This is a genomic window from Bradyrhizobium sp. IC3195 (genome assembly GCF_020193585.1).
Taxonomy (GTDB): domain Bacteria; phylum Pseudomonadota; class Alphaproteobacteria; order Rhizobiales; family Xanthobacteraceae; genus Bradyrhizobium; species Bradyrhizobium yuanmingense.
Map to the genome: position 1 here is coordinate 176201 of NZ_JADYVG010000009.1, position 25605 is coordinate 201805.

19 protein-coding genes and 2 tRNA genes are annotated in these 25605 nt (G+C 64.5%); 11 read left to right on the top strand and 10 right to left on the bottom strand.

What is annotated here, in order from left to right:
- Positions 1-42: 42 nt before the first annotated feature.
- From ihpA to I6F09_RS19570, 4 genes are read left to right on the top strand one after another with little or no spacing between them, the layout of a single operon-like run.
- Positions 43-1317, top strand: coding sequence for a divalent metal ion exporter subunit IhpA (ihpA, locus tag I6F09_RS19555; protein ID WP_225188821.1), 1275 nt, complete (start codon positions 43-45; stop codon positions 1315-1317).
- The gene (ihpB, locus tag I6F09_RS19560) at positions 1314-2303 is read left to right on the top strand and encodes a divalent metal ion exporter adaptor subunit IhpB (protein ID WP_225188822.1); all 990 of its coding nucleotides are present in this window, start codon (positions 1314-1316) and stop codon (positions 2301-2303) included. The genes ihpA and ihpB overlap by 4 nt, the downstream gene beginning before the upstream one ends.
- Positions 2296-5514 carry a CusA/CzcA family heavy metal efflux RND transporter gene (locus tag I6F09_RS19565; RefSeq protein ID WP_225188823.1) on the top strand — a complete coding sequence of 1073 codons (3219 nt, stop codon included), beginning with the start codon at positions 2296-2298 and terminating at the stop codon, positions 5512-5514. Before ihpB ends, I6F09_RS19565 begins: the two co-directional genes overlap by 8 nt.
- A 2-nt stretch (positions 5515-5516) precedes the next feature.
- Positions 5517-6491: a cation diffusion facilitator family transporter gene (locus tag I6F09_RS19570; RefSeq protein ID WP_225188824.1), complete on the top strand. Its 975-nt coding sequence runs from the start codon at positions 5517-5519 to the stop codon at positions 6489-6491.
- A gap of 123 nt (positions 6492-6614) precedes the next feature.
- Here the strand turns inward: I6F09_RS19570 and I6F09_RS19575 are convergent, their stop codons facing one another.
- The gene (locus I6F09_RS19575) at positions 6615-7475 is read right to left on the bottom strand and encodes a methyltransferase domain-containing protein (RefSeq protein ID WP_225188825.1); all 861 of its coding nucleotides are present in this window, start codon (positions 7473-7475) and stop codon (positions 6615-6617) included.
- Between the two features lie 495 nt (positions 7476-7970).
- Between I6F09_RS19575 and I6F09_RS19580 the strand changes: the two genes are divergently transcribed.
- The 3 genes from I6F09_RS19580 to I6F09_RS19590 all read left to right on the top strand — a co-directional run bounded on the left by I6F09_RS19580 (position 7971) and on the right by I6F09_RS19590 (position 10350).
- Positions 7971-9485, top strand: coding sequence for an autotransporter domain-containing protein (locus tag I6F09_RS19580; protein WP_225188826.1), 1515 nt, complete (start codon positions 7971-7973; stop codon positions 9483-9485).
- Between the two features lie 233 nt (positions 9486-9718).
- Entirely contained in the window at positions 9719-10081 is a 363-nt protein-coding gene (locus I6F09_RS19585) for a hypothetical protein (RefSeq protein ID WP_225188827.1), read from the top strand.
- Between the two features lie 192 nt (positions 10082-10273).
- Positions 10274-10350 (top strand) — tRNA-Val (locus tag I6F09_RS19590).
- Between the two features lie 121 nt (positions 10351-10471).
- Here I6F09_RS19590 and I6F09_RS19595 read toward each other — a convergent pair.
- The 3 genes from I6F09_RS19595 to clpX form a co-directional block, all read right to left on the bottom strand.
- Positions 10472-10876 (bottom strand): GFA family protein, encoded by a 405-nt coding sequence (locus I6F09_RS19595; RefSeq protein WP_036025378.1) that lies wholly within the window; start codon positions 10874-10876, stop codon positions 10472-10474.
- Positions 10877-10948: 72 nt separating this feature from the next.
- Positions 10949-13372 carry an endopeptidase La gene (lon, locus tag I6F09_RS19600; protein ID WP_036010279.1) on the bottom strand — a complete coding sequence of 808 codons (2424 nt, stop codon included), beginning with the start codon at positions 13370-13372 and terminating at the stop codon, positions 10949-10951.
- A gap of 320 nt (positions 13373-13692) precedes the next feature.
- A complete protein-coding gene (gene clpX, locus I6F09_RS19605) occupies positions 13693-14964 on the bottom strand; it encodes an ATP-dependent Clp protease ATP-binding subunit ClpX (protein ID WP_008547851.1) in 1272 nt (423 codons plus the stop codon).
- Positions 14965-15146: 182 nt separating this feature from the next.
- Here clpX and I6F09_RS19610 point away from each other — a divergent pair, with 182 nt between their 5' ends.
- Positions 15147-15353, top strand: a complete 207-nt coding sequence (locus I6F09_RS19610) for a hypothetical protein (protein WP_141697650.1) — start codon at positions 15147-15149, stop codon at positions 15351-15353.
- 62 nt (positions 15354-15415) lie between these two features.
- Here I6F09_RS19610 and I6F09_RS19615 read toward each other — a convergent pair whose 3' ends face one another.
- From I6F09_RS19615 to I6F09_RS19625, 3 genes are all read right to left on the bottom strand, one after another.
- Entirely contained in the window at positions 15416-16051 is a 636-nt protein-coding gene (locus I6F09_RS19615; RefSeq protein ID WP_025036638.1) for an ATP-dependent Clp protease proteolytic subunit, read from the bottom strand.
- A gap of 281 nt (positions 16052-16332) precedes the next feature.
- A complete protein-coding gene (gene tig / locus I6F09_RS19620; protein ID WP_225188828.1) occupies positions 16333-17694 on the bottom strand; it encodes a trigger factor in 1362 nt (453 codons plus the stop codon).
- Between the two features lie 175 nt (positions 17695-17869).
- Positions 17870-17954: transfer RNA gene (locus I6F09_RS19625), tRNA-Leu, on the bottom strand.
- 154 nt (positions 17955-18108) lie between these two features.
- Between I6F09_RS19625 and I6F09_RS19630 the strand changes: the two genes are divergently transcribed.
- Positions 18109-19410, top strand: a complete 1302-nt coding sequence (locus I6F09_RS19630) for a multicopper oxidase domain-containing protein (protein WP_225188829.1) — start codon at positions 18109-18111, stop codon at positions 19408-19410.
- A gap of 4 nt (positions 19411-19414) precedes the next feature.
- Here I6F09_RS19630 and I6F09_RS19635 read toward each other — a convergent pair whose 3' ends face one another.
- A complete protein-coding gene (locus I6F09_RS19635; RefSeq protein ID WP_225188830.1) occupies positions 19415-20914 on the bottom strand; it encodes an NAD(P)H-hydrate dehydratase in 1500 nt (499 codons plus the stop codon).
- A 381-nt stretch (positions 20915-21295) separates the two neighbouring features.
- On the opposite strand from I6F09_RS19635, the gene I6F09_RS19640 reads away from it, so the two are divergent.
- Together I6F09_RS19640 and glnA are read left to right on the top strand one after the other, a co-directional pair.
- Positions 21296-21634, top strand: coding sequence for a P-II family nitrogen regulator (locus tag I6F09_RS19640; protein ID WP_007603495.1), 339 nt, complete (start codon positions 21296-21298; stop codon positions 21632-21634).
- A 153-nt stretch (positions 21635-21787) separates the two neighbouring features.
- Positions 21788-23197: a type I glutamate--ammonia ligase gene (gene glnA / locus I6F09_RS19645; RefSeq protein ID WP_036010292.1), complete on the top strand. Its 1410-nt coding sequence runs from the start codon at positions 21788-21790 to the stop codon at positions 23195-23197.
- A 156-nt stretch (positions 23198-23353) separates the two neighbouring features.
- Here the strand turns inward: glnA and I6F09_RS19650 are convergent, their stop codons facing one another.
- Together I6F09_RS19650 and I6F09_RS19655 are read right to left on the bottom strand one after the other, a co-directional pair.
- Positions 23354-24115 (bottom strand): slipin family protein, encoded by a 762-nt coding sequence (locus tag I6F09_RS19650; RefSeq protein ID WP_036010294.1) that lies wholly within the window; start codon positions 24113-24115, stop codon positions 23354-23356.
- Positions 24112-25494, bottom strand: a complete 1383-nt coding sequence (locus I6F09_RS19655; RefSeq protein ID WP_225188831.1) for a nodulation protein NfeD — start codon at positions 25492-25494, stop codon at positions 24112-24114. Before I6F09_RS19655 ends, I6F09_RS19650 begins: the two co-directional genes overlap by 4 nt.
- Positions 25495-25605 lie beyond the last annotated feature (111 nt).

Below are 25605 nucleotides of genomic sequence, written 5' to 3' on the forward strand. Positions count from 1 at the left end.
CGCCCCCGCGCCCATTAGGTTCATCCTTCACGGGTCGGTTTCATGTTTTGCAGGGGAATGGCCGCGCGCCTGGCGTGCGCGGCAGCGTGTCTGATTGCAGCATCGGCGCTTGCACCGGCTCACGCCCAGACTTTGACGATGCGGAGCGCGCTGTCGCGCGCGCTGGCCGCGAGCCCGCGCCTGACGGCAGCCGAGCGCGACATCGGCATCGCCACGGGCCAGAGCATCCAGGCGGGCGCCCTGCTCAATCCGGAACTGTCCTACGAACAGGACGATTCATTCGGCTCCGGCAGATATCGCGGGACGCGCTCGGCCGAGACCACGCTCCAGATCAGCCAGGCCTTCGAGCTGTTCGGCAAGCGGGAGGCACGGATTGCCGCGGGCGCAGCCGGCGTCGAGGTCGCGGCGATCCAGCGCAAGGCGATCAGGCTGGAAGTGCTGTCGGAGACGGCGATCGCCTTTCTCAGCGTGCTCGGCGCGCAGCGGCGCATCCATATCCTCGACGAGCAGATCGCCGCGATCGACCAGCTGACACCGCTTTTGCGCCGCCGCGTCGAAGCCGGTGCCTCGTCGCCGGCCGAGACCGGCCGCGCTGAGGTCGCCTCCGCCCTGGTGAAGGCGGACCGCGAGCGCTTCAAGGCGACGCTGGCAAGCGCCCGGCGCGAGCTTGCGGTACTGATGGGCGATCCCGCCGCCAAATTCGGCGAGGTCTCCGGCCGGCTCGATACCATGGGCAAGCCGCCGACGTTCCAGTCCGTGGTCGCCGCCATCGACGCCAATCCGCAGCTGGTGCGCTGGACCGCAGTCTATGCCCAGCGCAATGCCGAGCTGCTGCTGGCGCGGCTCAGGCCCTATCCGGACGTGCGGATCGCGGCTGGCTGGCGCCACTTCAACGAAACCGGCGACGATGCGGCGCGGCTGACCGTCTCCGTGCCGATCCCCGTGTTCGACCAGAACCAGGGCAACATCCTCTCGGCCCAGGAAAGCCTTGCCAAGACCAAAGCCGAGCGCGAGGCCAACCGCAACGCGCTGATCGTGATCGCCGGCCGCGCCTATGACTCGCTGCAAGGCTCGCTGCGCGAGCTCGCGGTGCTGCGCGAGACCGCAATTCCCAAGGCCGTCGAAGCGTCCGAGGCGATTTCGCAAGGCTATGGCCAGGGCCGCTTCACCCTGCTCGAGGTGCTGGACGCGCAGGCCAGCGTCACCCAGGCGCGGCTGCGCGAGCAGGAGGCGCTGCAGAATTTCCACGCCGGCGTCGCGACCATCGAAGGTCTCGTCGGCAATCCCTTCACGCTGGCGCGGGAGAGCGCACGATGAAAATCTCCTCCACCATTCTCGTGGCCGTCATTGCCGCTGCGCTCGGCGCTTACGGCTATTCCCTGCTCATGCCGGGTAAAGTCGCGCACACCGAGCATGCCGAGCACGGCAGCGACCATTCCGAACACAAGAAGCCGAACGATCGGGTCGAGCAGGACGAGCACGGCGCCGACCGCATCCGCATCTCCGACGTCAAGCTGGCGGCCGCGGGCGTCACGCTGGCGGAAGCCGCCAGCGCCACACTGACCGACACGCTCGCCTTCAACGGCATCCTGCGCGCCAACCAGGAAGCCGTGGTGCAGGTGACGCCGCGCTTTCCGGGCCTCGCCAAATCCATCCTGAAGCGGATCGGCGACAAGGTCGCCAAGGACGACCTGCTCGCCGCGATCGAAAGCAACCAGAGCCTCACCGTCTACGAGCTGAAGGCGCCGATTGCCGGCACCATCATCGAGCGGCAGATCTCGCTCGGCGAATACGCCTCAGAGCAGAAGCCGGCCTTCGTCGTCGCCGACCTCTCTACCATCTGGGTCGACCTCTCGATCTACCGGCAGGATCTCCGCCGCGTCCGCCTCAACGACGAGGTGCTGATCGATCCCGACGACGGCCGTGGCGAGATCAAGGGCACGATCTCCTACATGGCGCCGATCGGCAGCAGCGAGACCCAGACCGCGCTGGCGCGCGTGGTGCTGCCAAATCCGGACGGGCGGCTGCGGCCCGGCCTGTTCGTCACCGCGCGGCTGATCCTCGCGGCGCGCAATGTCGCGGTTGCCGTGCGGCGCAGCGCGATCCAGACGCTGGAGAACAAGACCATCGTGTTCGTGCGCGAGGACGGCGACAAGATCGAGGCGCGGCCCGTCGAAACAGGCGATTCCGATTCGCGCCATGTCGAGATCAAGGCCGGCCTTGCGGCCGGCGAGCATTACGTCGCCGAGAACAGCTTCGTTGTGAAGGCGGAGATGGGCAAGGGCGAGGCCGAGCATGATTGAGCGCCTCATCGCCGTCTCGCTTGCCCAGCGCTGGCTGGTCCTCCTGCTCGCGCTCGGCGCGGTCGCCTTCGGCGCCTGGAATTTCCAGCGCCTGCCGATCGACGCGGTGCCTGATATCACCAACGTCCAGGTCCAGATCAACACCCGCGCCCCCGGCTATTCGCCGCTCGAGACCGAGCAACGCATCACCTTTCCGGTCGAGACCGCGATGGGCGGCCTGCCCAAGCTCGACTACACCCGCTCGCTGTCGCGCTACGGCCTCAGCCAGGTGACAATCGTCTTCAAGGACGGCACCGACATCTATTTCGCCCGGCAGCTCGTCGGCGAACGCATTCAGCAGGTGAAAGATCAGCTGCCGACGGGAGTCGAGGTCGCGATGGGTCCAATTTCGACCGGCCTCGGCGAGATCTTCATGTACACCGTCGAGGCCAAGCCGGGCGCAAAGACGCAGGGCGACCGCGACTATTCGCTGACCGATTTGCGCACCGTGCAAGACTGGATCATCCGGCCGCAGCTTCGCAACGTACCTGGTGTGATCGAGGTCAACACCATCGGCGGCTTCGAGCGGCAATTCCACGTGTTGCCGGATCCCGGCAAGCTGATGGCCTACCGGCTCGGCTTTCGCGACGTGATGACCGCGCTCGCCGCCAACAACGCCAATGTCGGGGCCGGCTATATCGAGCGCAACGGCGAGCAATATTTGGTTCGCTCGCCGGGCCAGGTCGGCACTGTCAGCGAAATCCAGGACATCGTCATCGGCTCGCGCGGCGGCAATCCCGTCAGGATCAGGGACGTCGCTGCTGTCACCGAGGGGCGCGATTTGCGCACGGGCGCTGCGACCTGGAACGGCGAGGAGACCGTGCTCGGCACCGCCATGCTGCTGATCGGCGAGAACAGCCGGACCGTGGCCCGCCGCGTCGCAGCCCGTCTCGAGGAGATCGCCAAATCGCTGCCCGAGGGCGTCGTGACGCGGACCGTCTACGACCGCACTGACCTCGTCGAAGCCACCATCCGCACGGTCAAGAACAACCTGCTGGAAGGCGCGGCGCTGGTGGTGGCCGTGCTGTTCCTGATCCTCGGCAACATCCGCGCCGCACTGGTCACGGCCTGTGTCATTCCGCTGTCGATGGCGATGACGATCACCGGCATGGTCGAGACCAAGGTCAGCGCGAACCTGATGAGCCTTGGCGCGATCGACTTCGGAATCATCGTCGACGGTGCCGTCATCATCGTCGAGAATTGCCTGCGCATGCTGGCGGCGGCCCAGCGCGACAAGGGCGGCCTGCTGACGACCACCGAACGGCTGCGCGCGATCCTGCGCGGGTCGAGCGAGGTGATCAAGCCGAGCCTGTTCGGAACGCTGATCATCGCCGTGGTCTATCTGCCCGTGCTGACGCTGACGGGCGTCGAGGGCAAGATGTTCACGCCGATGGCGTTGACGGTGCTGATGGCCCTGGGCGCGGCCGTGCTGTTCTCCATCACCTTCGTGCCGGCGGCCGTCGCCATCTTTGTCACCGGCAAGGTGTCCGAACAAGAAAACCTGTTCATGCGGATGGCGAAGCGTGCCTACCTCCCCCTGCTCCGCTTTGCCATCGACAACCGGCTCGCCGTCGCCCTCATGGCCGTGCTCATCGTGACCGCGAGCGGAGTCGCCGCCGCGCGGATGGGCGGCGAGTTCATTCCGAGTCTCGACGAAGGCGACGTCGCGCTGGCCTCGATCCGGATTCCCGGCACCAGCCTCACCCAGTCGCTCGACCTGCAGAAGGCGCTGGAAAAGCGCATCATGCAGGTTCCGGAGGTGAAGGAGTTCTTCACCCGCATCGGCACCGCCGAGATCGCCACCGATCCGATGTCGCCGGCGCAGACCGATGGCTACGTCATGCTGAAGCCGCGTGCCGAATGGCCCGACCCGGGCAAGTCGAAATCGGAGGTGGTCGAGGCCATCGAGCATGCTGCAGACGACATTCCCGGCAGCGCCTACGAGATCTCCCAGCCGATCCAGTTCCGGGTCAACGAGCTAATCTCGGGCGTCCGCACCGATGTCGGCGTCAAGATCTTCGGCGACGATCTCGACATCCTGCACGGCGCCGCAAGACAGGTGGAAGCCGCGATCCGCGGCATTCGCGGCGCCAGCGACGTCAAGATCGAGCAGGTCGCCGGCCTGCCGATCCTCACCGTCCGTCTCGACCGCCAGGCGCTCGCCCGCTACGGCCTCAGCGTTGCCGAGGTGCAGGGCATCGTCGAGATCGCGGTCGGCGGCAAGTCGGCCGGCAAGCTGTTCGAAGGCGATCGCCGCTTCGAGATCGTCGTGCGCCTGCCGGAGCACCTGCGCGGCAATCTCGAGGCTATTAGGGCGATCCCGATCCCGCTGCCGCCCGCCGAGGACGCAGCAACCGGCAGCGCCGTTCGAACGGCGCTGGCCAGCTCTCCCCTCGCCCAGATGCGCTATGTGCCGCTGTCGTCGGTTGCCACCGTCGACGCGACGCCGGGGCCGAACCAGATCAGCCGCGAAAACGGCAAGCGGCGCATCGTCGTCACCGCCAATGTCCGTGCGCGCGACCTCGGTTCCTTCGTCGCGGAGGCCGAGAGTGCGGTGGCCGAGAAGGTCAAGCTGCCGCCGGGTTACTGGATCGGCTGGGGTGGCCAGTTCGAGCAGCTGGTCTCGGCCACCAAGCGTCTGACGATCGTGGTGCCGGTGGCGCTGCTGCTGGTGTTCCTGCTGCTGTTCATGGGCATGGGATCGGCGGCGGATGCGGCGCTGGTGTTCTCCGGCGTGCCGCTTGCGCTGACCGGCGGCGTCGCCGCGCTGCTGCTGCGCGACATCCCGCTATCCATCAGCGCCGGCGTCGGCTTCATCGCCCTCTCCGGTGTCGCCGTGCTCAACGGCCTCGTCATCATCGCCTTCATCGAGCGGCTGCGCAGCGAAGGACGCTCGGTCGTGGAGGCCGTACGCGAAGGCGCGCTGACGCGGCTGCGCCCGGTGCTGATGACCGCGCTCGTCGCCTCGCTCGGCTTCGTGCCGATGGCGCTCGCAACCGGGGCCGGCGCCGAGGTGCAGCGGCCGCTCGCAACCGTGGTGATCGGCGGCATCATCTCCTCGACCGTGCTGACGCTGCTGGTGCTGCCGGCGCTCTACGTGCTGTTCCGCCGTGACGTGGCAAACGAAACGCCTACAATGGCCCCTGATTTGGCGGCGTCCCGGGAGCGCTAGAATTGGGCAGCCACGACCACCACGGTCATCACCACCATGATCATGCGGACCACTCGCATGCGCATGGCCACGATCACGGGCATGGTCACGGCCATGTCCACGCGCCCGCCAGTTTCGGCAAGGCGTTCGCGCTCGGCATTACGCTCAACATCGCGCTCGTCGTGGCCGAGGCGGTTTACGGCTATATCGGCAACTCCACCGCCCTGCTCGCCGATGCCGGCCATAATTTGTCGGACGTGCTCGGCCTCGTCGTCGCCTGGGGCGCCTCGATCGCAGCCCGCCGCGCGCCCAAAGGCCGCTTCACCTACGGCTTTCGCGCCTCCACCATCCTGGCGGCGCTGGCCAATGCGGTGTTCCTGCTGGTCGCGACCGGCGCGATCGGCTGGGAGGCGATCCTGCGCCTGCGCGAGCCGGAGCCGGTCGCAGGCGTCACCGTGATGGTGGTCGCCGGCATCGGCATCCTCATCAACGGTTTCACCGCCCTGCTGTTCGCTGGCGGACGCAAGGACGACATCAACATCGAAGGCGCGTATCTGCACATGGCCGCCGACGCCGCGGTCTCGCTCGGCGTCGTGGTCTCGGCCGCGCTGATCATCTGGACCGGCTGGCTCTGGCTCGATCCCATCACCAGCCTCATCATCTGCGCCACCATCCTCTGGAGCACGACCAGCCTCTTGCGCGGCTCCATCGACATGTCGATGGCGGCCGCGCCCAAGGGTACCGACCTCGCCGCAATCAGGGCGTTCCTGCTGGCGCGACCGGGCGTCTCGGCGATTCACGATCTCCACGTCTGGCCAATCTCGACCACCGAGACGGCGCTGACCTGCCACCTCGTTATGCCCGCAGGCAGCGACGACGCATTCCTGATGCAGACGACGGAGCTCCTCAAGACATCCTTCCGCATCGGCCACACCACGCTCCAGGTCGAGACGCATCCCGACAACGGCTGCGCGCTCGCGCCGGATGATGTGGTGTGAGGCGACTCTGCCTCCGCATCGTCATTGCGAGGAGCCGTTGCGACGAAGCAATCTAGATTGTCTCCGCGGAGGGATTCTGGATTGCTTCGCTTCGCTCGCAACGACGGTGGAGAGCGCTGCGCCCTACCCCGCCTTCGCCGTCACGATCCAGATCGCGCCCTGGAGCGCCACGCTCTGCTCCTTCAGGAACGGCGCGAGCGCCTCGCGGATCGAAGCCTTGGCAGCTTCATAAGTCTCGGGCGGATGGCCCTGGAGTGCGCGGCTGGCGGGACCGATCTGGAGAGAGCCGTCGACGGCGGCCTCGAGCCCGCCGCCGATAGCAATGTCCATCGCCAGATTGTGCGGCTCCATCGCGACGTCCGCGAATCCTGCGCCTTTCAGGATGCGCATGACGCGCTCTTCCGAGGCAAAGGCGAACGGGCCCGGCTCCTCCGGCCCAACCGGCGGCATCTTCGGCACGTGCTTGTAGACCGCCATCAGCGGCGCCATCGCCCATGGATTTTCTTTCGGCTCGCGCCAGCAGGCGAAGGCGAGCCGGCCGGCCGGCTTCAGCGCGCGATGCAGATTGGTGAAGGACGCGATCGGATCGGCAAAGAACATCACGCCGAAGCGTGAAGCGAGCAGATCGAAGCTCGCCGGCTCGAACGGATAAACGGTCGCATCCGCCAGCACGAAGTCGAGCGGCAGGCCCTTCGGCGCGAGCGCCCGCGCCTGCGCCAGCATCGGCTCGGAGACGTCGAGGCCGAGCGCGAAGCCATCGGGCGCCACCGCCTTTGCGAAGGCAAACGTCGTCGCGCCGGAGCCGCAGCCGACATCCAGAACGCGCTCGCCGGGCTTCGGCGTGGCGCGGTCGATCAACACGTCGGCAATAGGGCCGAGCAGCTTCTCCTGCGCCGCGTGGCGATCGGCCCAGCGCTGCCCGCTCGGCCCGTTCCAATAGGCGATCTGGTCGGCGTTCTCTGCGTGCCCGGCGGGTCGTTCCATTCAAGGCTCCATCATCTATTCTTGCTCTATCATAGAAGCCTGTTCGGTCGAAAAGCGGGCGCCCTAACGTCAGGCACGTGTGAGAGCGCCTTGGAGGTCGCGCGACGGATTGCCGCGTCGGCGCGTACCGGCCCGTCCGGGCCGCGTCCGATCAGAGACTGACTTTCGGAAAACTGTTGATGTCCGCAGCACTGGACTGCACGCGTCGAACCGTCAGAACCCTCTGCTAGCAAAGAGGTTCTTCTGGACGCCATCCGGTCCCTTCGAAGGGCTAAGGCTCGCACCCTCTGCTCCCACGAGACCGACACCAGAAACGCTGTGTCGCGAAAAGCCCGGCTCGCGGCTGGATATGCACAGGCGAGCCGCACACTTTCCGCGATTGTAGCCTTCCTGCAACAGCATTCTGAATCAAACTTCGTATGTTTGTCCGAGGAGTCGATTGTGGCTTGGCGAGGGGTCGCTTGGCCGCGGTCTGGTGGAATGGGAATGTTTGGAATGAAGCAGGTTGCGCCCGCCCTCGTGGCATTGGTGACGTTTTCCGGATCATCATTGGCAGCCGACCTTCCGCGCAAATACGCCAAGCCACCGGCTGTCGCCGCAGCTTTCGTCAACTGGACCGGCTGCTATGTCGCGGGCGGCGGCGGCTACGGCATGTGGAATCAGGAAAATTCGACTTTTGTCGACGGTCCGCCCCGCTTTCAGAATGCCGATACGATCACCACCGGTGGCCGCGGGTACTTCGGGACGGTACAGGCGGGATGCGACTATCAGTTTGCGGCGGCCAGCGAGCGCTTCGTGATCGGCGCCTTCGGTGATTATGATTTCGCCAGTCTAACCGGGCGGCTCACTCCCTCCGGCTTCTCGATGGTTGGCGACGAGAAAATGAGCTCGGCCTGGGCGGTCGGCGGCCGGCTCGGCTGGCTGGCGACGCCTAGCCTGCTGACCTATGTCTCGGCGGGTTACACCGAAGCGACTTTCGACCGCACGAACTTCAATCTGAACTTTCCGCCCTTCGGAGTTGCGGCCGGCCTCTATCAGGACAAGCGAACCTACGATGGCTGGTTCATCGGCTCCGGCGCCGAATATGCGTTGGGCTTCCTGCCGGGTCTCTTCTGGAAAACGGAATACCGCTTCTCCGACTTCAATGTCGGCACAAATCCGATCCGGGATACGGCGAGCGGATTGCCGATCGGCTTTTCCGAGGATTCGAAGAAGTACGTCCACACTGTCCGCAGCGAGTTGGTCTACCGCTTCAATTCGAGCGGCCCCGCCGCCGATGTGACGTCCCCTGCCTATCTGAAGGCGCCTCCGGCCCCCACGCCGCTCACGAATTGGACCGGCTGCCACGTCGGCGGCGGCGGAGGCTATGGGCTCTGGAATCAGGACAACACGACCTACATCGATGGCCCCACCAGAACCCGCTTCAGCGATACAGCAACGACCGGAGGCCGCGGCTTCTTCGGGACTGTGCAGGGCGGCTGCGACTACCAGTTTGCGGCAGCGGGCGCGGCCTTCGTCGTCGGCGCATTCGGCGACTACGATATCGGCAGCCTCAAGGGCCAGCTCAGCCCGCCTCGCTTCGGGATCGTGGGTGAAGAGAAGATGAGCTCGGCCTGGGCGGGCGGCGGCCGGCTCGGCTGGCTGGCGACCCCGAGCCTCCTGACCTATTTCTCAGTCGGCTATACCGAAGCCAGCTTTGACCGTACCGATTTCACCCTCAACGCTGCGCCGTTCGGAAGACCAAGCGGCGTGTTCATGGACAAGCGTACCTACAGGGGCTGGTTCATCGGCGCCGGCGAAGAACACGCGCTGAAGATCGTGCCGGGCTTGTTCTGGAAGACCGAATATCGGTTCTCTGAATTCGACACCGCAACGAACGCCGTCCGCGACACGGCAACGGGTCTGTCCGTTGGAGCGTCGATCGATTCCGAGAAATGGGTTCACGCCGTTCGCAGCCAGCTGGTCTATCGCTTCAACTGGGGCGGAGGCCCCGTCGTGGCGAAGTACTGATCACCCCACTGCTGGTCGTCGCTAAGGCAAAGCTCCGGTTCGTCCGGGGCTTTTGCTTTCTGCATTCGGTCATACGAAAGTCTGGAACAGAGTTGCGCTTTGGGCTCCGGACCCGACGCAAGCGTCTCATCCGCGCGCATTGCGGCCGCATTGTTTCACCGAACGGCCACATCGGAATCAGATGCCAACCAGATTTCCGCGCTAGGTTCGCGCTTCCTCAAACTGGAAAAGGCATGACCATGCGCAGCTTCACGGCATCCGTCATCGTTGCAGTTCTCTCGCTGGGAACACCTGCCCTGGTGCAGGCACAGGGCGCATCGTCGCAATCCGACACCGAGCAATCGTCCACGCAATCCAGCACTGTGATCCGGAGCATACAGGTTGTGGACGTCAAGGAACTGCAGCCGGCCGTGCGCGCGAAGGTCGATGAACTCGTGGCGCATACGAGCGAGACGGACATCCAGTCGCTTCGGCAGTCCATCGACGCCACACCGCAGGCCGCCTCCGTGCTCAAGGCCAAGGGCTTGAGCTCGGCACAAGTCGTCGCGATCAACATCGTCGACGGTGTCCTGACCATGTTCACCAAGACAGCCTGACACCCGCAGCATGATCGCTGGCTCCTCGGCCTTACGTCGAGATCGCGCTGCGAGAAAGACTGCCCTGCAGCGGACCTGCTGCAGGGCTGGCCGTGTCCGACATGAAAGCTCTCACCGGGCCGGCAATTGCAGCCGGGCGGGCGCGCTCGGCCCTTGCTTCGGCCCCCGCCGGGGCGCTAAAGAGGCGCCATTGGGCGGTTAGCTCAGCTGGTTAGAGCATCTCGTTTACACCGAGAGGGTCCGCGGTTCGAATCCGTGACCGCCCACCAGCCTTCGCTCGCATCGCGAGCTACGGCTCGGCAGGCCAGCACAGCAAGGTCATAAGCGCGAAGCGATCGAAGGCTGCCGCGCCGAAGCCCAACGGGCGAAGGCGGGCTCGGCCAGCCAACTTCAATCCTGCGGCCGCCCCGGCAGCAGCGGCACGGCATCGATCCACACCGCTGCCGATTGGCACCAGATCTGCCTCACCGGCCGCAGCGCATCCCGCTGGCGGATCGAGCCCCAACGGATGCCCCAATCGTCGGCCTGGTCGCCCTCGCCGCTGGTGAACAGCGGGGAACCGCAATCGGCACAGAAATGCTGAAAGCGCATCCGGCCGTTGTCGCCGCGCTTGCCGTAGATCTTGGGCGAGCCACGGGTCAGGCGGACATCGGCCTTGGTGCAGATGGCCGTCACGCGGAACGGCGAGCCGGTCAGCGTCTGGCAATCGGTGCAGTGACAGACCGAGACTGCCTCCGGATCGACCTCGGCCTCGAACGCGACCTTCCCGCAATGGCATTGCCCATCGACGTGCATTGCCTCCTCCCCTTCCCCAAACAAAAACGGCGCCCGAAGGCGCCGTTTTATCATCATTTTCGAGCTGCGATCTCAGTGAGCGGTCAGGCCGCCGGCGGCTTCATCGCCGTCCGGCTTCACCGTCACCTTGGTGTCCTCTTCCCAGACGATCGGCGTAGGCTTCTTCACCAGCGCCTTGGCGACGACGTCATCGAGGCGCGAGACCGGGATGATCTCCATGCCGCCCTTGATCGCATCGGAAATCTCCGTGAGATCCTTGGCGTTGTCCTCGGGGATCAGCACCGTCTTGATGCCGCCGCGGGCCGCAGCCAGCAGCTTCTCCTTGAGGCCGCCGATCGGCAGCACGCGGCCGCGCAGCGTGATCTCGCCGGTCATCGCGACATCATGGCGGACCGGGATGCCGGTCATGACCGAGATGATCGCGGTGGCCATCGCAACACCTGCGGACGGGCCATCCTTCGGCGTCGCCCCTTCCGGCACGTGCACGTGGATGTCGCGCTTGTCGAACAGCGGCGGCTCGACGCCGTAGTTGATCGCGCGCGAGCGGACGTAGGACGCCGCCGCGGAGATCGACTCCTTCATGACGTCGCGCAGATTGCCCGTGACCGTCATCTTGCCCTTGCCGGGCATCATGACGCCTTCGATCGTCAGCAGCTCGCCGCCGACATCGGTCCAGGCAAGGCCGGTGACGATACCGACCTGCGGCTCGCTCTCGATCTCGCCGAAGCGGTACTTCGGCACGCCGAGCAACTCTTCCAGAGTCTTCTCGGTGACCTTGACCGACTTCTTCTTGGAGATCATCAGCTCCTTCACCGCCTTGCGGGCCAGTGTAGAGAGCTCACGCTCCAGGTTACGCACGCCCGCTTCGCGGGTGTAGCGGCGGATCAGAAGCAGCAGCGCCTCGTCGTCGATCGAGAACTCCTTGGAGTCCAGGCCGTGCTTGGACACCGCGTTCGGGATCAGGTGCTTGCGCGAGATCTCGACCTTCTCGTTCTCGGTGTAGCCCGCGATCCGGATGATCTCCATGCGGTCCATCAGGGGCCCCGGAATATTGAGCGTATTCGCGGTGGTGATGAACATCACGTTGGACAGATCGTAGTCGACCTCGAGATAGTGGTCGTTGAAGGTCCCGTTCTGCTCGGGGTCGAGAACCTCGAGCAGCGCCGAGGACGGATCGCCGCGGAAATCGGCGCCCATCTTGTCGATCTCGTCCAAGAGGAACAGCGGATTGGACGACTTCGCCTTGCGCATCGACTGGATGATCTTGCCGGGCATCGAGCCGATATAGGTGCGGCGGTGACCGCGGATCTCGGCCTCGTCGCGCACGCCGCCGAGCGAGACGCGCACGAACTCGCGCCCCGTCGCCTTCGCGATCGACTTGCCGAGCGAGGTCTTGCCGACGCCGGGAGGCCCGACCAGGCACAGGATCGGCCCCGTCAGCTTGTTGGCGCGCGACTGCACCGCGAGGTACTCGACGATACGCTCCTTGACCTTCTCCAGCCCATAGTGATCGGAGTCCAGGATGGCTTGCGCCTGCTCCAGGTCCTTCTTCACCTTGGACTTCTTGTTCCACGGGATCGACAGCAGCCAATCCAGATAGTTGCGCACGACGGTCGCTTCCGCGGACATCGGCGACATCTGGCGCAGCTTCTTCAATTCATGCTGCGCCTTCTCGCGCGCTTCCTTGGAGAGCTTGGTCTTCGAGATCTTCTCTTCGAGATCGGCGAGCTCGTCGCGACCGTCGTCGTCGCCGAGTTCCTTCTGGATCGCCTTCATCTGCTCGTTGAGATAATACTCGCGCTGGGTCTTCTCCATCTGGCGCTTGACGCGCGAACGGATGCGCTTCTCGACCTGCAGCACCGAGATCTCGCTCTCCATCAGACCCAGCACCTTCTCCAGGCGCGTGGTGACCGACAGCGTCTCCAGGATGCCCTGGCGATCGGCGATCTTGACCGCGAGATGCGAGGCAACGGTGTCGGCGAGCTTGGCGAAATCGGTGATTGCCTGCACGACGCCGACGACCTCGGCGGAGATCTTCTTGTTGAGCTTCACATAGCTCTCGAAGTCGGACACGACCGAGCGCGCCAGCGCTTCCGCCTCGACCGATTTCGCATCGGTGTCGGCAAGCGCGACGGCGGTCGCCTCATAATAGTCGGCGCGGTCGGTGTACTTCGCCACGCGCGCACGCTCGAGCCCTTCGACCAGCACCTTCACGGTGCCGTCGGGAAGCTTCAGGAGCTGCAGCACGCTGGCAAGCGTGCCGGTCTCGTAAATCGCATCGGGCGCCGGATCATCGTCGGACGCGTTCTTCTGCGTCGCGAGCATGATCAGCGCGTCGTTCTTCATCACCTCTTCGAGTGCGCGGATCGACTTCTCGCGACCGACGAAGAGCGGAACGATCATGTGCGGGAAGACGACGATGTCGCGCAGCGGCAGCACGGGATAGGCGTGTGCTTCGCCATGAACGATTGTTGGCCGGGGTTTTGGATTGGTCATGGCCTTTTCCTTTTGCTTTGCCCCCTTGCACGCAGCCCGCGATCATGCGCAACCGCCACAAGGTGCCGAGGTGATCCGCAGAACCGGTCGGTCCTCTACAAGTTGGACCGGCTCGCCGGAACGGAACTGAGGCGAATCTTGAAGAGAATTTTCGCTCGCCGCCGACATTAGGTGGCTATCGACCCGGGGGGTGTCAAGTCATTGAAAAACGCGCGCCATCAGGCGCTTACGCAACGCGGCAAGCGACGCAACACCGGCTGCGGAACCACGGCTCCGCAGCCAACTCGAGGAGACGATTGGAGCTTTCCAGCGCCGTCAGATCAGGCGCTGGCGTTCTCGACGGCACGATCGGACCGATCGGCATAGATGTACAGCGGACGCGCCGTGCCTTCCACGACTTCGCGGGAAATCACGACTTCTTCCACACCTTCCAGGCCCGGCAGGTCGAACATGGTCTCGAGCAGGATCGCCTCGAGGATCGAACGCAGGCCTCGCGCGCCGGTCTTGCGCTCGATCGCCTTGCGGGCAACCGCGCCAAGCGCCTCGTCGGCGAAAGTCAGCTCGATGTTCTCCATTTCGAACAGCCGCTGGTACTGTTTCACCAGCGCGTTCTTCGGCTCCGTCAGGATCTTCTTCAGCGAGGTCTCGTCGAGATCCTCAAGCGTCGCCACGACGGGCAGACGGCCGACGAACTCGGGGATGAGGCCGTACTTCAGGAGGTCCTCAGGCTCGACGTGACGGAAGATCTCGCCGGTCCGGCGATCCTCCGGCGCGAGCACTTGGGCGCCGAAGCCGATCGAGGTCGACCGACCGCGCGCCGAGATGATCTTCTCGAGGCCGGCAAAGGCGCCGCCGCAGATGAACAGGATGTTGGTGGTATCCACCTGCAGGAACTCCTGCTGCGGATGCTTGCGGCCGCCCTGCGGCGGGACCGAAGCCACCGTGCCTTCCATGATCTTGAGCAGCGCCTGCTGCACGCCCTCACCCGACACGTCGCGCGTGATCGAGGGGTTGTCGGACTTGCGGCTGATCTTGTCGATTTCGTCGATGTAGACGATGCCGCGCTGGGCGCGCTCGACGTTGTAGTCGGCGGCCTGGAGCAGCTTCAGGATGATGTTCTCGACGTCCTCGCCGACATAGCCGGCTTCGGTCAGCGTCGTCGCATCGGCCATCGTGAACGGCACGTCCAGGATGCGGGCGAGCGTCTGCGCGAGCAGCGTCTTGCCCGAGCCGGTCGGACCGATCAGCAGGATGTTCGACTTCGCGAGCTCGACGTCGTTGTGCTTGGTCTGATGGTTGAGGCGCTTGTAGTGGTTGTGCACCGCGACCGACAGGACCTTCTTCGCATGGCTCTGGCCGATGACGTAGTCGTCCAGCACCTTGCAGATTTCCTTCGGCGTCGGAATACCGTCGCGCGACTTGACCAGCGAGGATTTGTTCTCCTCGCGGATGATGTCCATGCAGAGCTCGACGCACTCGTCGCAGATGAAGACCGTGGGACCCGCGATCAGTTTGCGGACTTCGTGCTGGCTCTTGCCGCAGAACGAGCAATATAGCGTGTTCTTGGAGTCGCTCGTGCCGACCTTACTCATTCATGTCTCCGTCCGCGGTTCGATCCCGTTCCGCTCGATCGCTCCATTCCGACACGATGGTCGGCATGAAGCTTAAGTAGAGCAAATTCCGTACCAAAAAAGACCCTACGCTTTACTACATTCCGTGCGAATCACGGTGGTTCGATTCTCCCGCGATCATAGCCGATCAATCGTAGCCAACCATGCTGTCACCCGACTATCAAGAATTCGCTAATCGGGGGTCGCCGGCTACCCGTGACAATACCGTGATTTCCGGTCTTGGCACGGGCGAAGTGATGGAAAACACCCCGGCGTTGCTGGATTGCCACGAAAAACAAGCACGAAAGCGGAACTTTCTGCTTGTCGCAGGGCGCAAAACCGCGTTTTGCGCCGTGCGCACGCGCACCTAACGTGAACGCCGCCCTGACGGGTCCACGGCAAACCGAGGGCTCGTCGTGACGCCTCAGTAGTGCTACGGGGCCTTCGCCGGCGCCGGCTCCTCGGCGCGCTTATCGATCACCTTGTCGACCAAGCCGAACTCCTTGGCGTCGTTCGCAGTGAGGAACTTATCGCGTTCCAGCGCATCCTCGATCGACTTGTAGGTCTGGCCGGTGTGCTTGACGTAGATCTCGTTGAGCCGCTTCTTCAGGTTCAGGATCTCCTGGGCGTGCAGCATGATGTCGGTTGCCTGGCCCTGGAAGCCGCCGGAGGGCTGGTGCACCATGATGCGCGCGTTCGGCAGCGAGAAGCGCATGTCCTTCTCGCCGGCGCAAAGCAGCAGCGAGCCCATCGAAGCCGCCTGACCGGTGCACAGGGTCGAGACCGGCGGGCGGATGAACTGCATGGTGTCGTAGATCGCAAGGCCCGACGTCACCACGCCGCCCGGCGAGTTGATGTACATCGAGATTTCCTTCTTCGGATTTTCCGCCTCGAGGAACAGGAGCTGCGCGACGATCAGCGTCGACATGCCGTCCTCGACCGGGCCGGTCACGAAGATGATGCGCTCCTTCAAAAGGCGCGAGAAAATGTCGTAGGCGCGCTCGCCACGGTTGGTCTGCTCGACCACCATGGGCACGAGGTTCATGTAGGTTTCAACCGGATCGCGCATGAGTCACCTAGGGTTTCGGAGACGGACATCGCCGGGCTGGCTTGCCAGCTTGGCTGGATTTGCCGGAAGGCGAATGGACGTCCTGTGATGCAGGAACTTGGGTAAGAAGCAGAAAGTCGTAGCGACAGATATAGCCCATTTCGCTTCTGACAAGTGCGCAGCGCATTAAGGCTTAATCCGTGGGGCAGTTGAAGCTGATTCGCACAAAGAGGCCCAGCCGGCCACCTGGCTAGCTGGGCCTCTTCGCTCATCATCCTTAATAGCGGACTATCTCAAACCCTTCAGGCCGCGGTCTTTTCCGCTTCGTCGTCCTTGTAGAGGTCCTCGCGCGAAACCTTCTTCTCGGTCACGTTGGCGAGCTCGAGGATGAAGTCGACCACCTTGTCCTCGTAGATCGGTGCACGAAGCTGGGCCAACGCCTGGGCGTTGTTGCGGTAGAAGTCCCAGACCTCCTTTTCGCGGCCGGGCATCGAGCGCGCGCGCTCGATCACGGCGCGGCCGACCTCGTCGTCGGTCACCGTGATCTTGTTCTTCTCGCCGATCTCGGAGAGCACGAGGCCGAGCCGCACGCGGCGATCGGCGATCTTGCGGTACTCCTCCTTCGCCTTGTCCTCGGTGGTGTCCTCGTCGGCAAAGGTCTTGCCGGCGGAGTCCATCTCGGCCTTGACCGAGTTCCACATCAGATTGAACTCCTCGTCCACCAGCGAGGGCGGCGCCTCGAAGCGATGCGCCTCGTCGAGGCGGTCGAGCAGCGCGCGCTTGACGCGCTGGCGCGTGGCGGTGGCGAACTCGGCAACGAGGCGCTCGCGCGCGGCCTCTTTGAGCTTGTCCAGCGATTCCAGGCCGAGCGACTTGGCGAACTCGTCGTCGATCGCAAGGTCCTGCGGCGCCTCGATCAGGGTCGCGGTGGTCTCGAACTCGGCCGGCTGCCCGGCGAGCTTGTCGTTCATGTAGTTCTTCGGAAAGGACACCTTCAGCGTGCGCGTCTCACCCGCGCCGATGCCGATGAGCTGCTCCTCGAAGCCCGGAATGAAGGTGTTGGAGCCGATCAGGACCTGGATGCCCTCGCCGGTGCCGCCTTCGAAGATTTCGCCGTTGATGCGGCCCGTGAAGTTGATGGTAACGCGGTCGCCCGACTCAGCCTTGGTGCCCTCGCCCTTGGCGGCATAGGTGCGGTTGGAATCGGCAATGCGCTTGATCGCCTCGTCGACATCGGCGTCGGTGACATCAGCAACTGGCTTCTCGACCTGGAAGCTCTTGAAGTCGGCGAGCGCGATCGCCGGCACTACTTCGATGGCGACCGTGTAGGTCAAATCCGTCTTGCCGCTCAGCAGTTCCTCGACCTCGGCCTGCTCGCTAGGCATGGTGATTTTCGGCTCGGTCGCAAGGCGAAAGCCGCGCTCGGAGAACAGCTGCGTGTTGGTGTCGCGGATGGTCTGGTCGATGGTCTCGGCCATCACCGAGCGACCATAGACCTTCTTCAGATGCGAGACCGGCACCTTGCCCGGACGGAAGCCGTTGATACGGACCTTGTCCTTGAGGTCGACGAGCTTGGCGCCGGCCTTGGCGTCGAGATCAGACGCGGGAACGCTGATCTTGAACTCGTGCTTCAAACCTTCCGAGAGGGTTTCTGTGACCTGCATGGCGTCCAATCTTCTTTTCGTTCGGCCCCGGCACGTCGCGCGTCGGGACGCTGTCATTAATCGATCCGGCGCGAGGCAAACGCCTCCACACCGGTGGTTCATCGGACCTGCTTCCTGACGGACGATCATCCGCGCGGAAGCAGGCCTCGTAATCCGTGCAAACGCGATAAGCGCTTGGTGCGGGCGGAGGGACTCGAACCCCCACAACTTTCGTCACTGGAACCTAAATCCAGCGCGTCTACCAGTTCCGCCACGCCCGCGTGAATTCGCATCAAGACCGGCCGCGATGCCGCGGGCGGCCGGGCTTATAGCATGTGCCTGACTGTTCGCAGCAAAAAAATGGCCTGATGGAGGCAAGCTTCAAGTAGGCACTGCGGCTGGACTTATCCAGCACGGCGTGGTCCGGATCGTGCCATGACAACGCGGATCCATGCTCCCCATCGGCGCGAGGTTTTGGCCGGCTTAGGGGCCTCGGCAGCCGGGCTGATCGTGGGCGGTGCAGGCCCATCCGTCACGGCCCAGCTCGCGCTGCAGGCGAGACCGGCAACGCTGGCTTTGAGACCGGGTCAGCCGGCTACACCAATCTGGGAGCTGGCCGCCGTAAGCCACCTCAGAGACGTGCGTCTCAAGCGTTTCGACCGCTGCCAGGTGGTCTTCAGCAACAACCTCCCTGTGCCGATTGCGCCAGTCTGGTACAGCCTCCACGCGCCGATGGCCGCCGACCCGCTCCGCGGCCGCGCCCCGGCAGCGCCGGATGCGACAGAAACAACAATTATTTCAGTGCCTAATGCAGGCACCCTGCTGGCCGACTTCCGCCTCTTCGAGCACCGCCTGCAGCAGCCCGCACGCGCGCTTCCGATCATCGTGGCCGAAACCGGCCCGGTCGCCGTCGATCGTGATGAGCTCCTGCTGATCCAGGAATGGCGCCTGCGGCCGGATGGCACCGCGGTCCCGCCGGGCCAGGACCCGAAGGACACGACGCCGCTTTACACAATCAACGGCAAGACTTCATTCGAACTCTCAGCTTCGGCGGGCGAGCGGCTGCGGCTACGCTTCATCAACGGCTCGCAACGCTCTGTTCTCGCAATCAAATTGGAAAACCACGAAGTCCGCGTGATGGCCCTCGACGGCCAGCCGGCCGAGCCGTTCCCCGCGCGCAACGGCGCGTTGGTGCTGGCCCCGGGTGCGCGGGCCGACGCCTTCGTGGATGCGGCCAGTTCGGCCCCGTTTATGCTGCATGACGGCAAGGCGGTGCGCCAGGTCGGACACCTGACTGTCTCCGGGAAGCTGGAGCGCGCTCCGCTGCCGCCGCCCCAACCGCTCCCGCCGAATGATCTGCCCGAGAAGCTCGAGCTGAGAGGCGCCCTGCGGTTCGATGTCGCGCTCGGTACGGCCGATGCCGGCTGGGCACGGCCCGCGACCTTCTCCACCGCCTCCGCCCCTGCCTTCCGCGCCAAGACCGGCCGCACCGTGGTGCTGGCGCTGCAGAACCCCGCCCCGGTCACCACCGTGTTTCACCTGCACGGCCACCATTTCCGGCTGCTCGACAAGCTCGACGACGGCTGGAAGCCCTATTGGCTCGACACGCTCGCGATCGAGCCTGGCCAGACCCAGCGCATCGCGTTCGCCGCGACCTCGCCCGGACGCTGGCTGATCGAATCCGTCGTGACCGACTGGGCCGCGCCGCGGCTGGTGCGCTGGTACGGGGTGGAGTGAACGTTCAGTATTCGATGCCCAGCGCGTCATAGATCCGCCGGTGCACGGCCGGCAGCGTCTCGGTCAGATCCTCCGCGATCAGGCCCGGCCCAGCTTCGCTTCCCGCCTCGCCATGCATCCAGACGCCGATGCTGGCGGCCTCGAACGCCGGCACGCCTTGCGCCAGGAGCCCGGCGATGATCCCGGACAGCACGTCGCCGGCGCCGGCCGTGGCGAGCCAGGGCGGCGCATTGGCGGCGATGGTGGCGCGGCCGTCGGGGGCGGCGATTGTGGTGTCCGGGCCCTTCAGCAGCACGACGGCGCCGCAGCGCTCGGCGGCGGCGCGGACGCGCTCGAGCTTGGAGCGGCCGGGATGCTTGTTGCTGAGGTCGGAGAACAGGCGCGGAAACTCGCCTTCGTGCGGGGTCAGCACCACCGCATTGTCCTGCGAGGACTTGATCGATTCGAACAGGCGCTCGGGGGTTGCGGCAAAGCTGGTCAGCGCATCCGCATCGAGCACCAGATGCCGCTGCGCGGTAAGCGCGGTGTGGACGAGATCGCAGGTGCGCTCACCGATGCCCGCACCGGGGCCGATGATGCAGGTGTTGTAGCGTTTGTCGCCGAGCAGCTCGCCGAACTCGACCGCGGTATCGACGGGGCGCACCATCACCGCGGTGAGCGCGGCAGCATTGATCGCGAGCGCATCGCGCGGGCTCGCCAGCGTCACGAGGCCCGCGCCGGCGCGCAGCGCGCCGCGCGCGGCGAGCCGTGCCGCGCCGGTCGCGGCTGCGTCGCCCGAGACCGCGAGCACGTGACCGCGCGCATATTTGTGGCCATCGATGCGCGGCACCGGAAACGCCGCGCCCCAGAGATCCGGATCGTTCTCGAAGGTCTGCGGCGCGATCTCCTCCAGCACCTGCGCATCGATGCCGATGTCGGCAGCGCGCACACGGCCGCAATGCATGCGCCCGGGCAACAGCAGATGCGCCGGCTTCTTGCGGAAGAAGGTGACGGTCTCGGTGGCGTTCACCGCCACGCCCATCACGGCCGCGCTGGTGCCGTTGATGCCGCTCGGCAGGTCGACCGCCAGCACCGCGGCACCGTTGGCGTTGATCGCCTCGATCATGGCGCGCGCTTCGCCATCCACGGTGCGGCTGAGGCCGGCGCCGAACAGCGCATCGATGATCAGCGCAGGCCTGCCGATCGCCTGCGGGTTGAACGGCAGCACCGGGTGCTTCCAGCCGCGCGCGGCCGAGGCGGCATCGCCCTGGAGCTGGTCCCGCTCGCACATCAGGATCACCGAAACCTCGCGCCCCTGCGCGGCGAGCTCGGCCGCGGCCACGAAACCGTCCCCGCCATTGTTGCCGGGGCCGGCGACGATCAGGATCGGCCCCTCCTCCACCAGCGCATGGGCGGCCTCGGCGACCGCCTGGCCGGCGCTGAGCATCAGCTTGAAACCGGGCGTGCCGGCCGCGATGGCAAGCTGGTCGGCTCGCTGCATTTCGGCGTTGGTCAGAACTTCCATGCCACTTCCTAGTACAAACGCCTCTTGAACAGGCATCTTTTGCGCCGATCCGGCGGTGGGAACGTCGAAATGCACATATATTGAACCGTTTGCCTATTTTGCGGTCTTCGGTATTTTGTGCAGGTCGGCACCATCACTCAGAGATGCTCGTTAAAAGGCTGATAACGCTCCGATAATCAGGGCATTTGCAACTTGGCATAGACCCTGCTTTCGAGGAAGCCGCTTCGGTTCGTCGTGCTCACTGACATCTTGAAGGGCGTGGCCGGCCGTTGTTGCCGGACGGGTCAGGGATCCCGGCACAGAGAAGACAAGATCGTGCGTTGAGAAATGCGCGTCCTGACGAAGACGTTGCTATTGGATCGAAAGGCCGGGAGTCGCGCAGTGAAGAAAATCGAAGCCATCATCAAGCCATTCAAGCTCGACGAGGTGAAGGAAGCGCTTCAAGAAGTCGGTCTGCAGGGCATCACCGTCACCGAGGCCAAGGGCTTTGGCCGGCAGAAGGGTCACGCCGAACTTTACCGCGGCGCAGAATACATCGTCGACTTCCTGCCGAAGGTCAAAATCGAGATCGTGATCGGCGACGATCTGGTCGAGCGCGCCATCGACGCGATCCGCCGCGCCGCGCAGACCGGCCGCATCGGCGACGGCAAGATTTTCGTCTCCAACATCGAAGAGGCGATCCGCATCCGAACCGGCGAATCCGGGCTGGACGCTATCTGAACCGGGTGCTATCCCGCATTTTGCGACACTCTGACAAGAAATAAGGCTGCTTCGGCGGCCTGATTTCGTTTGTGCGGTCGCGCGCGAACTCGCCAAAAGCGAGAACAATCTTGCTCACCTGAAAACCGACCCGCAGAGCCATAAGGGGTATGCATGAAGACCGCCAAAGACGTCCTGAAATCGATCAAGGACAACGACGTGAAGTACGTCGACCTGCGCTTCACCGATCCGCGCGGCAAGTGGCAGCACGTCACGTTCGACGTCAGCATGATCGATGAAGACATCTTCGCCGAAGGGACGATGTTCGACGGCTCCTCGATTGCCGGCTGGAAGGCGATCAACGAGTCCGACATGTGCCTGATGCCCGATCCGGTGACCGCGACGATCGACCCGTTCTTCGCCGAGACCACCATGGTCATCACCTGCGACGTGCTCGAGCCGACCACCGGCGAGCCCTACAACCGCGACCCCCGCGGCATCGCCAAGAAGGCCGAGGCGATGGTGAAGTCGATGGGCGTGGGCGACGCCGTGTTCGTCGGCCCCGAAGCCGAGTTCTTCGTGTTCGACGACGTGCGCTTCTCCTCCACCCCCTACAACACCGGTTTCCGCCTCGACTCCTCGGAGCTGCCGACCAACTCCGACACCGAATATGAAGGCGGCAATCTCGGCCACCGCGTCCGCACCAAGGGCGGCTATTTCCCGGTGCCGCCGCAGGACTCGGTGCAGGACATGCGCTCGGAGATGCTGGGCGCCATGGCCAAGATGGGCGTCAAGGTCGAGAAGCATCACCACGAGGTCGCTTCCGCCCAGCACGAGCTCGGCATGAAGTTCGACACGCTGACGCTGATGGCCGACCACATCCAGATCTACAAATACTGCATCCACCAGGTCGCGCACATCTACGGCAAGACCGCCACCTTCATGCCGAAGCCGGTCTACGGCGACAACGGCTCGGGCATGCACGTGCACCAGTCGATCTGGAAGGACGGCAAGCCGGTGTTCGCCGGCAACAAGTACGCCGACCTGTCGGAGACCTGCCTCCACTATATCGGCGGCATCATCAAGCACGCCAAGGCGATCAACGCCTTCACCAACCCGTCGACCAACTCCTACAAGCGTCTGGTCCCGGGCTATGAAGCCCCCGTGCTGCTCGCCTATTCCGCGCGCAACCGCTCGGCGTCGTGCCGCATCCCCTACACCGCTTCGCCGAAGGCCAAGCGCGTCGAGGTGCGCTTCCCCGATCCGCTCGCCAATCCCTATCTCGGTTTCGCCGCGATGCTGATGGCCGGCCTCGACGGCATCAAGAACAAGATGGATCCGGGTCCGGCCATGGACAAGGACCTCTACGATCTGCCGAAGGAAGAGCTGAAGCAGATCCCGACCGTGTGCGGCTCGCTTCGCGAGGCGCTCGAAAACCTCGACAAGGACCGCGCCTTCCTCAAGGCCGGCGGCGTGTTCGACGACGACTTCATCGACGCCTATATCGAGCTGAAGATGACCGAGGTTGAGCGCTTCGAGATGACCCCGCACCCGGTTGAGTTCGACATGTACTATTCGGGCTAAGCGGTCCGAACTATCCGCGACAAGCAAAAGGCGCTTCCGGAAGGAGGCGCCTTTTCGTTTGAGGGGTCTCGACCGCTACCACGTCGCCGTGAACGCCCGCTGCAGCTCGGCCGGAGCCGTGGCGCCCGCTCGCGATCAGCACCTCGCCGCTTTCTGTTAGGGGTTGTCAGGTCGCGGCATCAAATGGTCGAGCAGGCCGGTGGGGAGCGGAAACACCACGGTCGACGAGCGTTCACCGGCGATGTCGTGCAGAGCTGCGAAGTAACGTAGCTGCATTGCCTGAGGCTCCTGCGCCAGGATCCGGCCGGCTTCGACGAGCTTTTCGGCGGCCTGCTGCTCGCCCATCGCATTGATTACCTTGGCTCGCCGCAAGCGCTCCGCCTCAGCCTGTTTGGCAATCGCGCGAACCATGGTTTCGTTGATATCGACGTCCTTGATCTCTATGCCGGTGACCTTGATGCCCCAGACGTCAGTCTGCTTGTCGAGAATCTCCTGGATATCGGCGTTCAACCTGTCGCGCTCGGCAAGCATCTCGTCGAGCTCATGCTTGCCGAGCACCGAACGCAACGTGGTCTGGGCGAGCTGGCTGGTCGCCGCCATGTAGTCGCCGACCTTGATGATGGCGCGCTCGGGGTCGACGATGCGGAAGTACAGGACGGCGTTGACCTTGACGGAGACGTTGTCCCGCGAAATCACGTCCTGCGGCGGCACCACCTGCACCATCACCCGCAGATCGACCTTGACGAGTTGCTGCACGATCGGGATGAGGAGTATCAGGCCCGGGCCCTTCACACCGGTAAAGCGGCCGAGCGTGAAGACGACGCCGCGCTCGTATTCGCGCAGGATTCGAATGGCCTGGGATAGAAACACGATGACAAGCAGCGCAAGCGCCGCATACGTCAGATATTCCAGCGTCATGATGTACCTCCCTCGCCTGTCCGGGCGGGTGTGCGGCGTATCAGCAGCGTCAGGTCGACGACATTGGCGACCTCCACCGTCTCTCCGGGCTTGAAGGTTTCGGCGCCGCGCGCCTGCCAACGCTCACCATGGGCGAAGACATGACCTTCGTTCCCGTTCCAGTCGAGAACCTCGGCGGGTAAGCCGCGCATGGCCTGTGCGCCGACCAGCGCAGGAGCTTTGCGGGCGCGCCGAAGTGAGCCAAGCACGATCAGAGCAAAGCCGCTGAACACGACCGCAGTGGTGCCGATCACCCACCACGACAGTTGGTATCCAGGCGCCTCGCTCCTGAAGAGCATCATTGCTCCCAGCACGAAAGCGATGATCCCGCCGAAGCCGACCACCACGGTCGGGTTGAAGGCTTCGACGGTGAGAAGCACGAGTCCCACCAGCATCAGGGCGAGGCCGGCATAGTTGATCGGCAGCAAATTGAGCGCGTAGAGGCCGATCAGCAGGCAGATCGCGCCGATAACTCCGGGGGCGACGGCTCCGGGAGACATGAACTCGAAGATCAGGCCGTAGATGCCGACCATCAGGAGAATGAACGCCACGTTCGGGTTGGTGATGACCGCCAGGAACCGGGATATCTGTCCGGGCTCGATGGCTTCGACGACAGCATCCTTTGTTGCGAGGCGTTGCGTCTTGCCGCCTGCGAGCTCCACCACACGGCCATCAACCTGCCGCAGCAATTCAGCCTGATCGCGCGCGACGAGATCGATGGCATGTGCCTCCAGCGCGCCGTTGGCGGAGAGTGTTGCGGCCTCGCGGACCGCCCTCTCCGCCCACTCCGCATTGCGGTTGCGCAGCTCGGCGAGGCTTCGGATGAAGGCGACGGCATCGTTCGTGGCCTTCGCCGTAATCGCGTCCTTCGGCTCATCCTTCTTGTCTTTGCCATCCTTGTCGGGTGTGCCGCTCGGCAGGCCCGGCAGCGGCCCGCCAATCTGGACCGGCGTCGCCGCACCGATGTTGGTACCTGGTGCCATCGCCGCGATGTGGGTCGCGTAAAGGATATAGGTCCCCGCACTCGCCGCGTGGGCCCCGGAGGGAGCGACGTAGCCAATGACAGGGACGGGCGAGGCGAGCACATCAGCGATGATCTCGCGCATGCTGGAATTGAGCCCGCCGGGCGTGTTCATCCTCAGAAGCACGACCTCGGCGCGCCGCTCGCTCGCCATGGCCAAAGCCTCCCGCACGTAGCTGGCTGACGCCGGGCCAATCGCCCCGTCGATCGAAACAACAAGGGCTACGCGCTTGCTCTCCTCCGCTGAGCTGGGAAGGAGGCAGCAGCTCAAAGCCACGACGGTGATCGCCGCAACGAGGGCCGCCTTCATGGTCTGCACGGCACGGGCTCCCTTGCAGAGCATATGGTATTGTTCTCATGAACCTCAATGCTGCGCGTGGAGATCAACATTGCGATTGTGCAACGCAATGGGAATGCCCATGCAGGATCG

Bases quoted from the DNA above. Each gene is read 5' to 3' on its own strand.
- ihpA (WP_225188821.1), top strand. From the start codon at position 43: ATGTTTTGCAGGGGAATGGCCGCGCGCCTGGCGTGCGCGGCAGCGTGT.
- ihpB (WP_225188822.1), top strand. From the start codon at position 1,314: ATGAAAATCTCCTCCACCATTCTCGTGGCCGTCATTGCCGCTGCGCTC.
- I6F09_RS19565 (WP_225188823.1), top strand. From the start codon at position 2,296: ATGATTGAGCGCCTCATCGCCGTCTCGCTTGCCCAGCGCTGGCTGGTC.
- I6F09_RS19575 (WP_225188825.1), bottom strand. From the start codon at position 7,475: ATGGAACGACCCGCCGGGCACGCAGAGAACGCCGACCAGATCGCCTAT.
- I6F09_RS19580 (WP_225188826.1), top strand. From the start codon at position 7,971: ATGAAGCAGGTTGCGCCCGCCCTCGTGGCATTGGTGACGTTTTCCGGA.
- I6F09_RS19585 (WP_225188827.1), top strand. From the start codon at position 9,719: ATGACCATGCGCAGCTTCACGGCATCCGTCATCGTTGCAGTTCTCTCG.
- I6F09_RS19595 (WP_036025378.1), bottom strand. From the start codon at position 10,876: ATGCACGTCGATGGGCAATGCCATTGCGGGAAGGTCGCGTTCGAGGCC.
- lon (WP_036010279.1), bottom strand. From the start codon at position 13,372: ATGACCAATCCAAAACCCCGGCCAACAATCGTTCATGGCGAAGCACAC.
- clpX (WP_008547851.1), bottom strand. From the start codon at position 14,964: ATGAGTAAGGTCGGCACGAGCGACTCCAAGAACACGCTATATTGCTCG.
- I6F09_RS19610 (WP_141697650.1), top strand. From the start codon at position 15,147: ATGCTGTCACCCGACTATCAAGAATTCGCTAATCGGGGGTCGCCGGCT.
- I6F09_RS19615 (WP_025036638.1), bottom strand. From the start codon at position 16,051: ATGCGCGATCCGGTTGAAACCTACATGAACCTCGTGCCCATGGTGGTC.
- tig (WP_225188828.1), bottom strand. From the start codon at position 17,694: ATGCAGGTCACAGAAACCCTCTCGGAAGGTTTGAAGCACGAGTTCAAG.
- I6F09_RS19630 (WP_225188829.1), top strand. From the start codon at position 18,109: ATGACAACGCGGATCCATGCTCCCCATCGGCGCGAGGTTTTGGCCGGC.
- I6F09_RS19635 (WP_225188830.1), bottom strand. From the start codon at position 20,914: ATGGAAGTTCTGACCAACGCCGAAATGCAGCGAGCCGACCAGCTTGCC.
- glnA (WP_036010292.1), top strand. From the start codon at position 21,788: ATGAAGACCGCCAAAGACGTCCTGAAATCGATCAAGGACAACGACGTG.
- I6F09_RS19650 (WP_036010294.1), bottom strand. From the start codon at position 24,115: ATGACGCTGGAATATCTGACGTATGCGGCGCTTGCGCTGCTTGTCATC.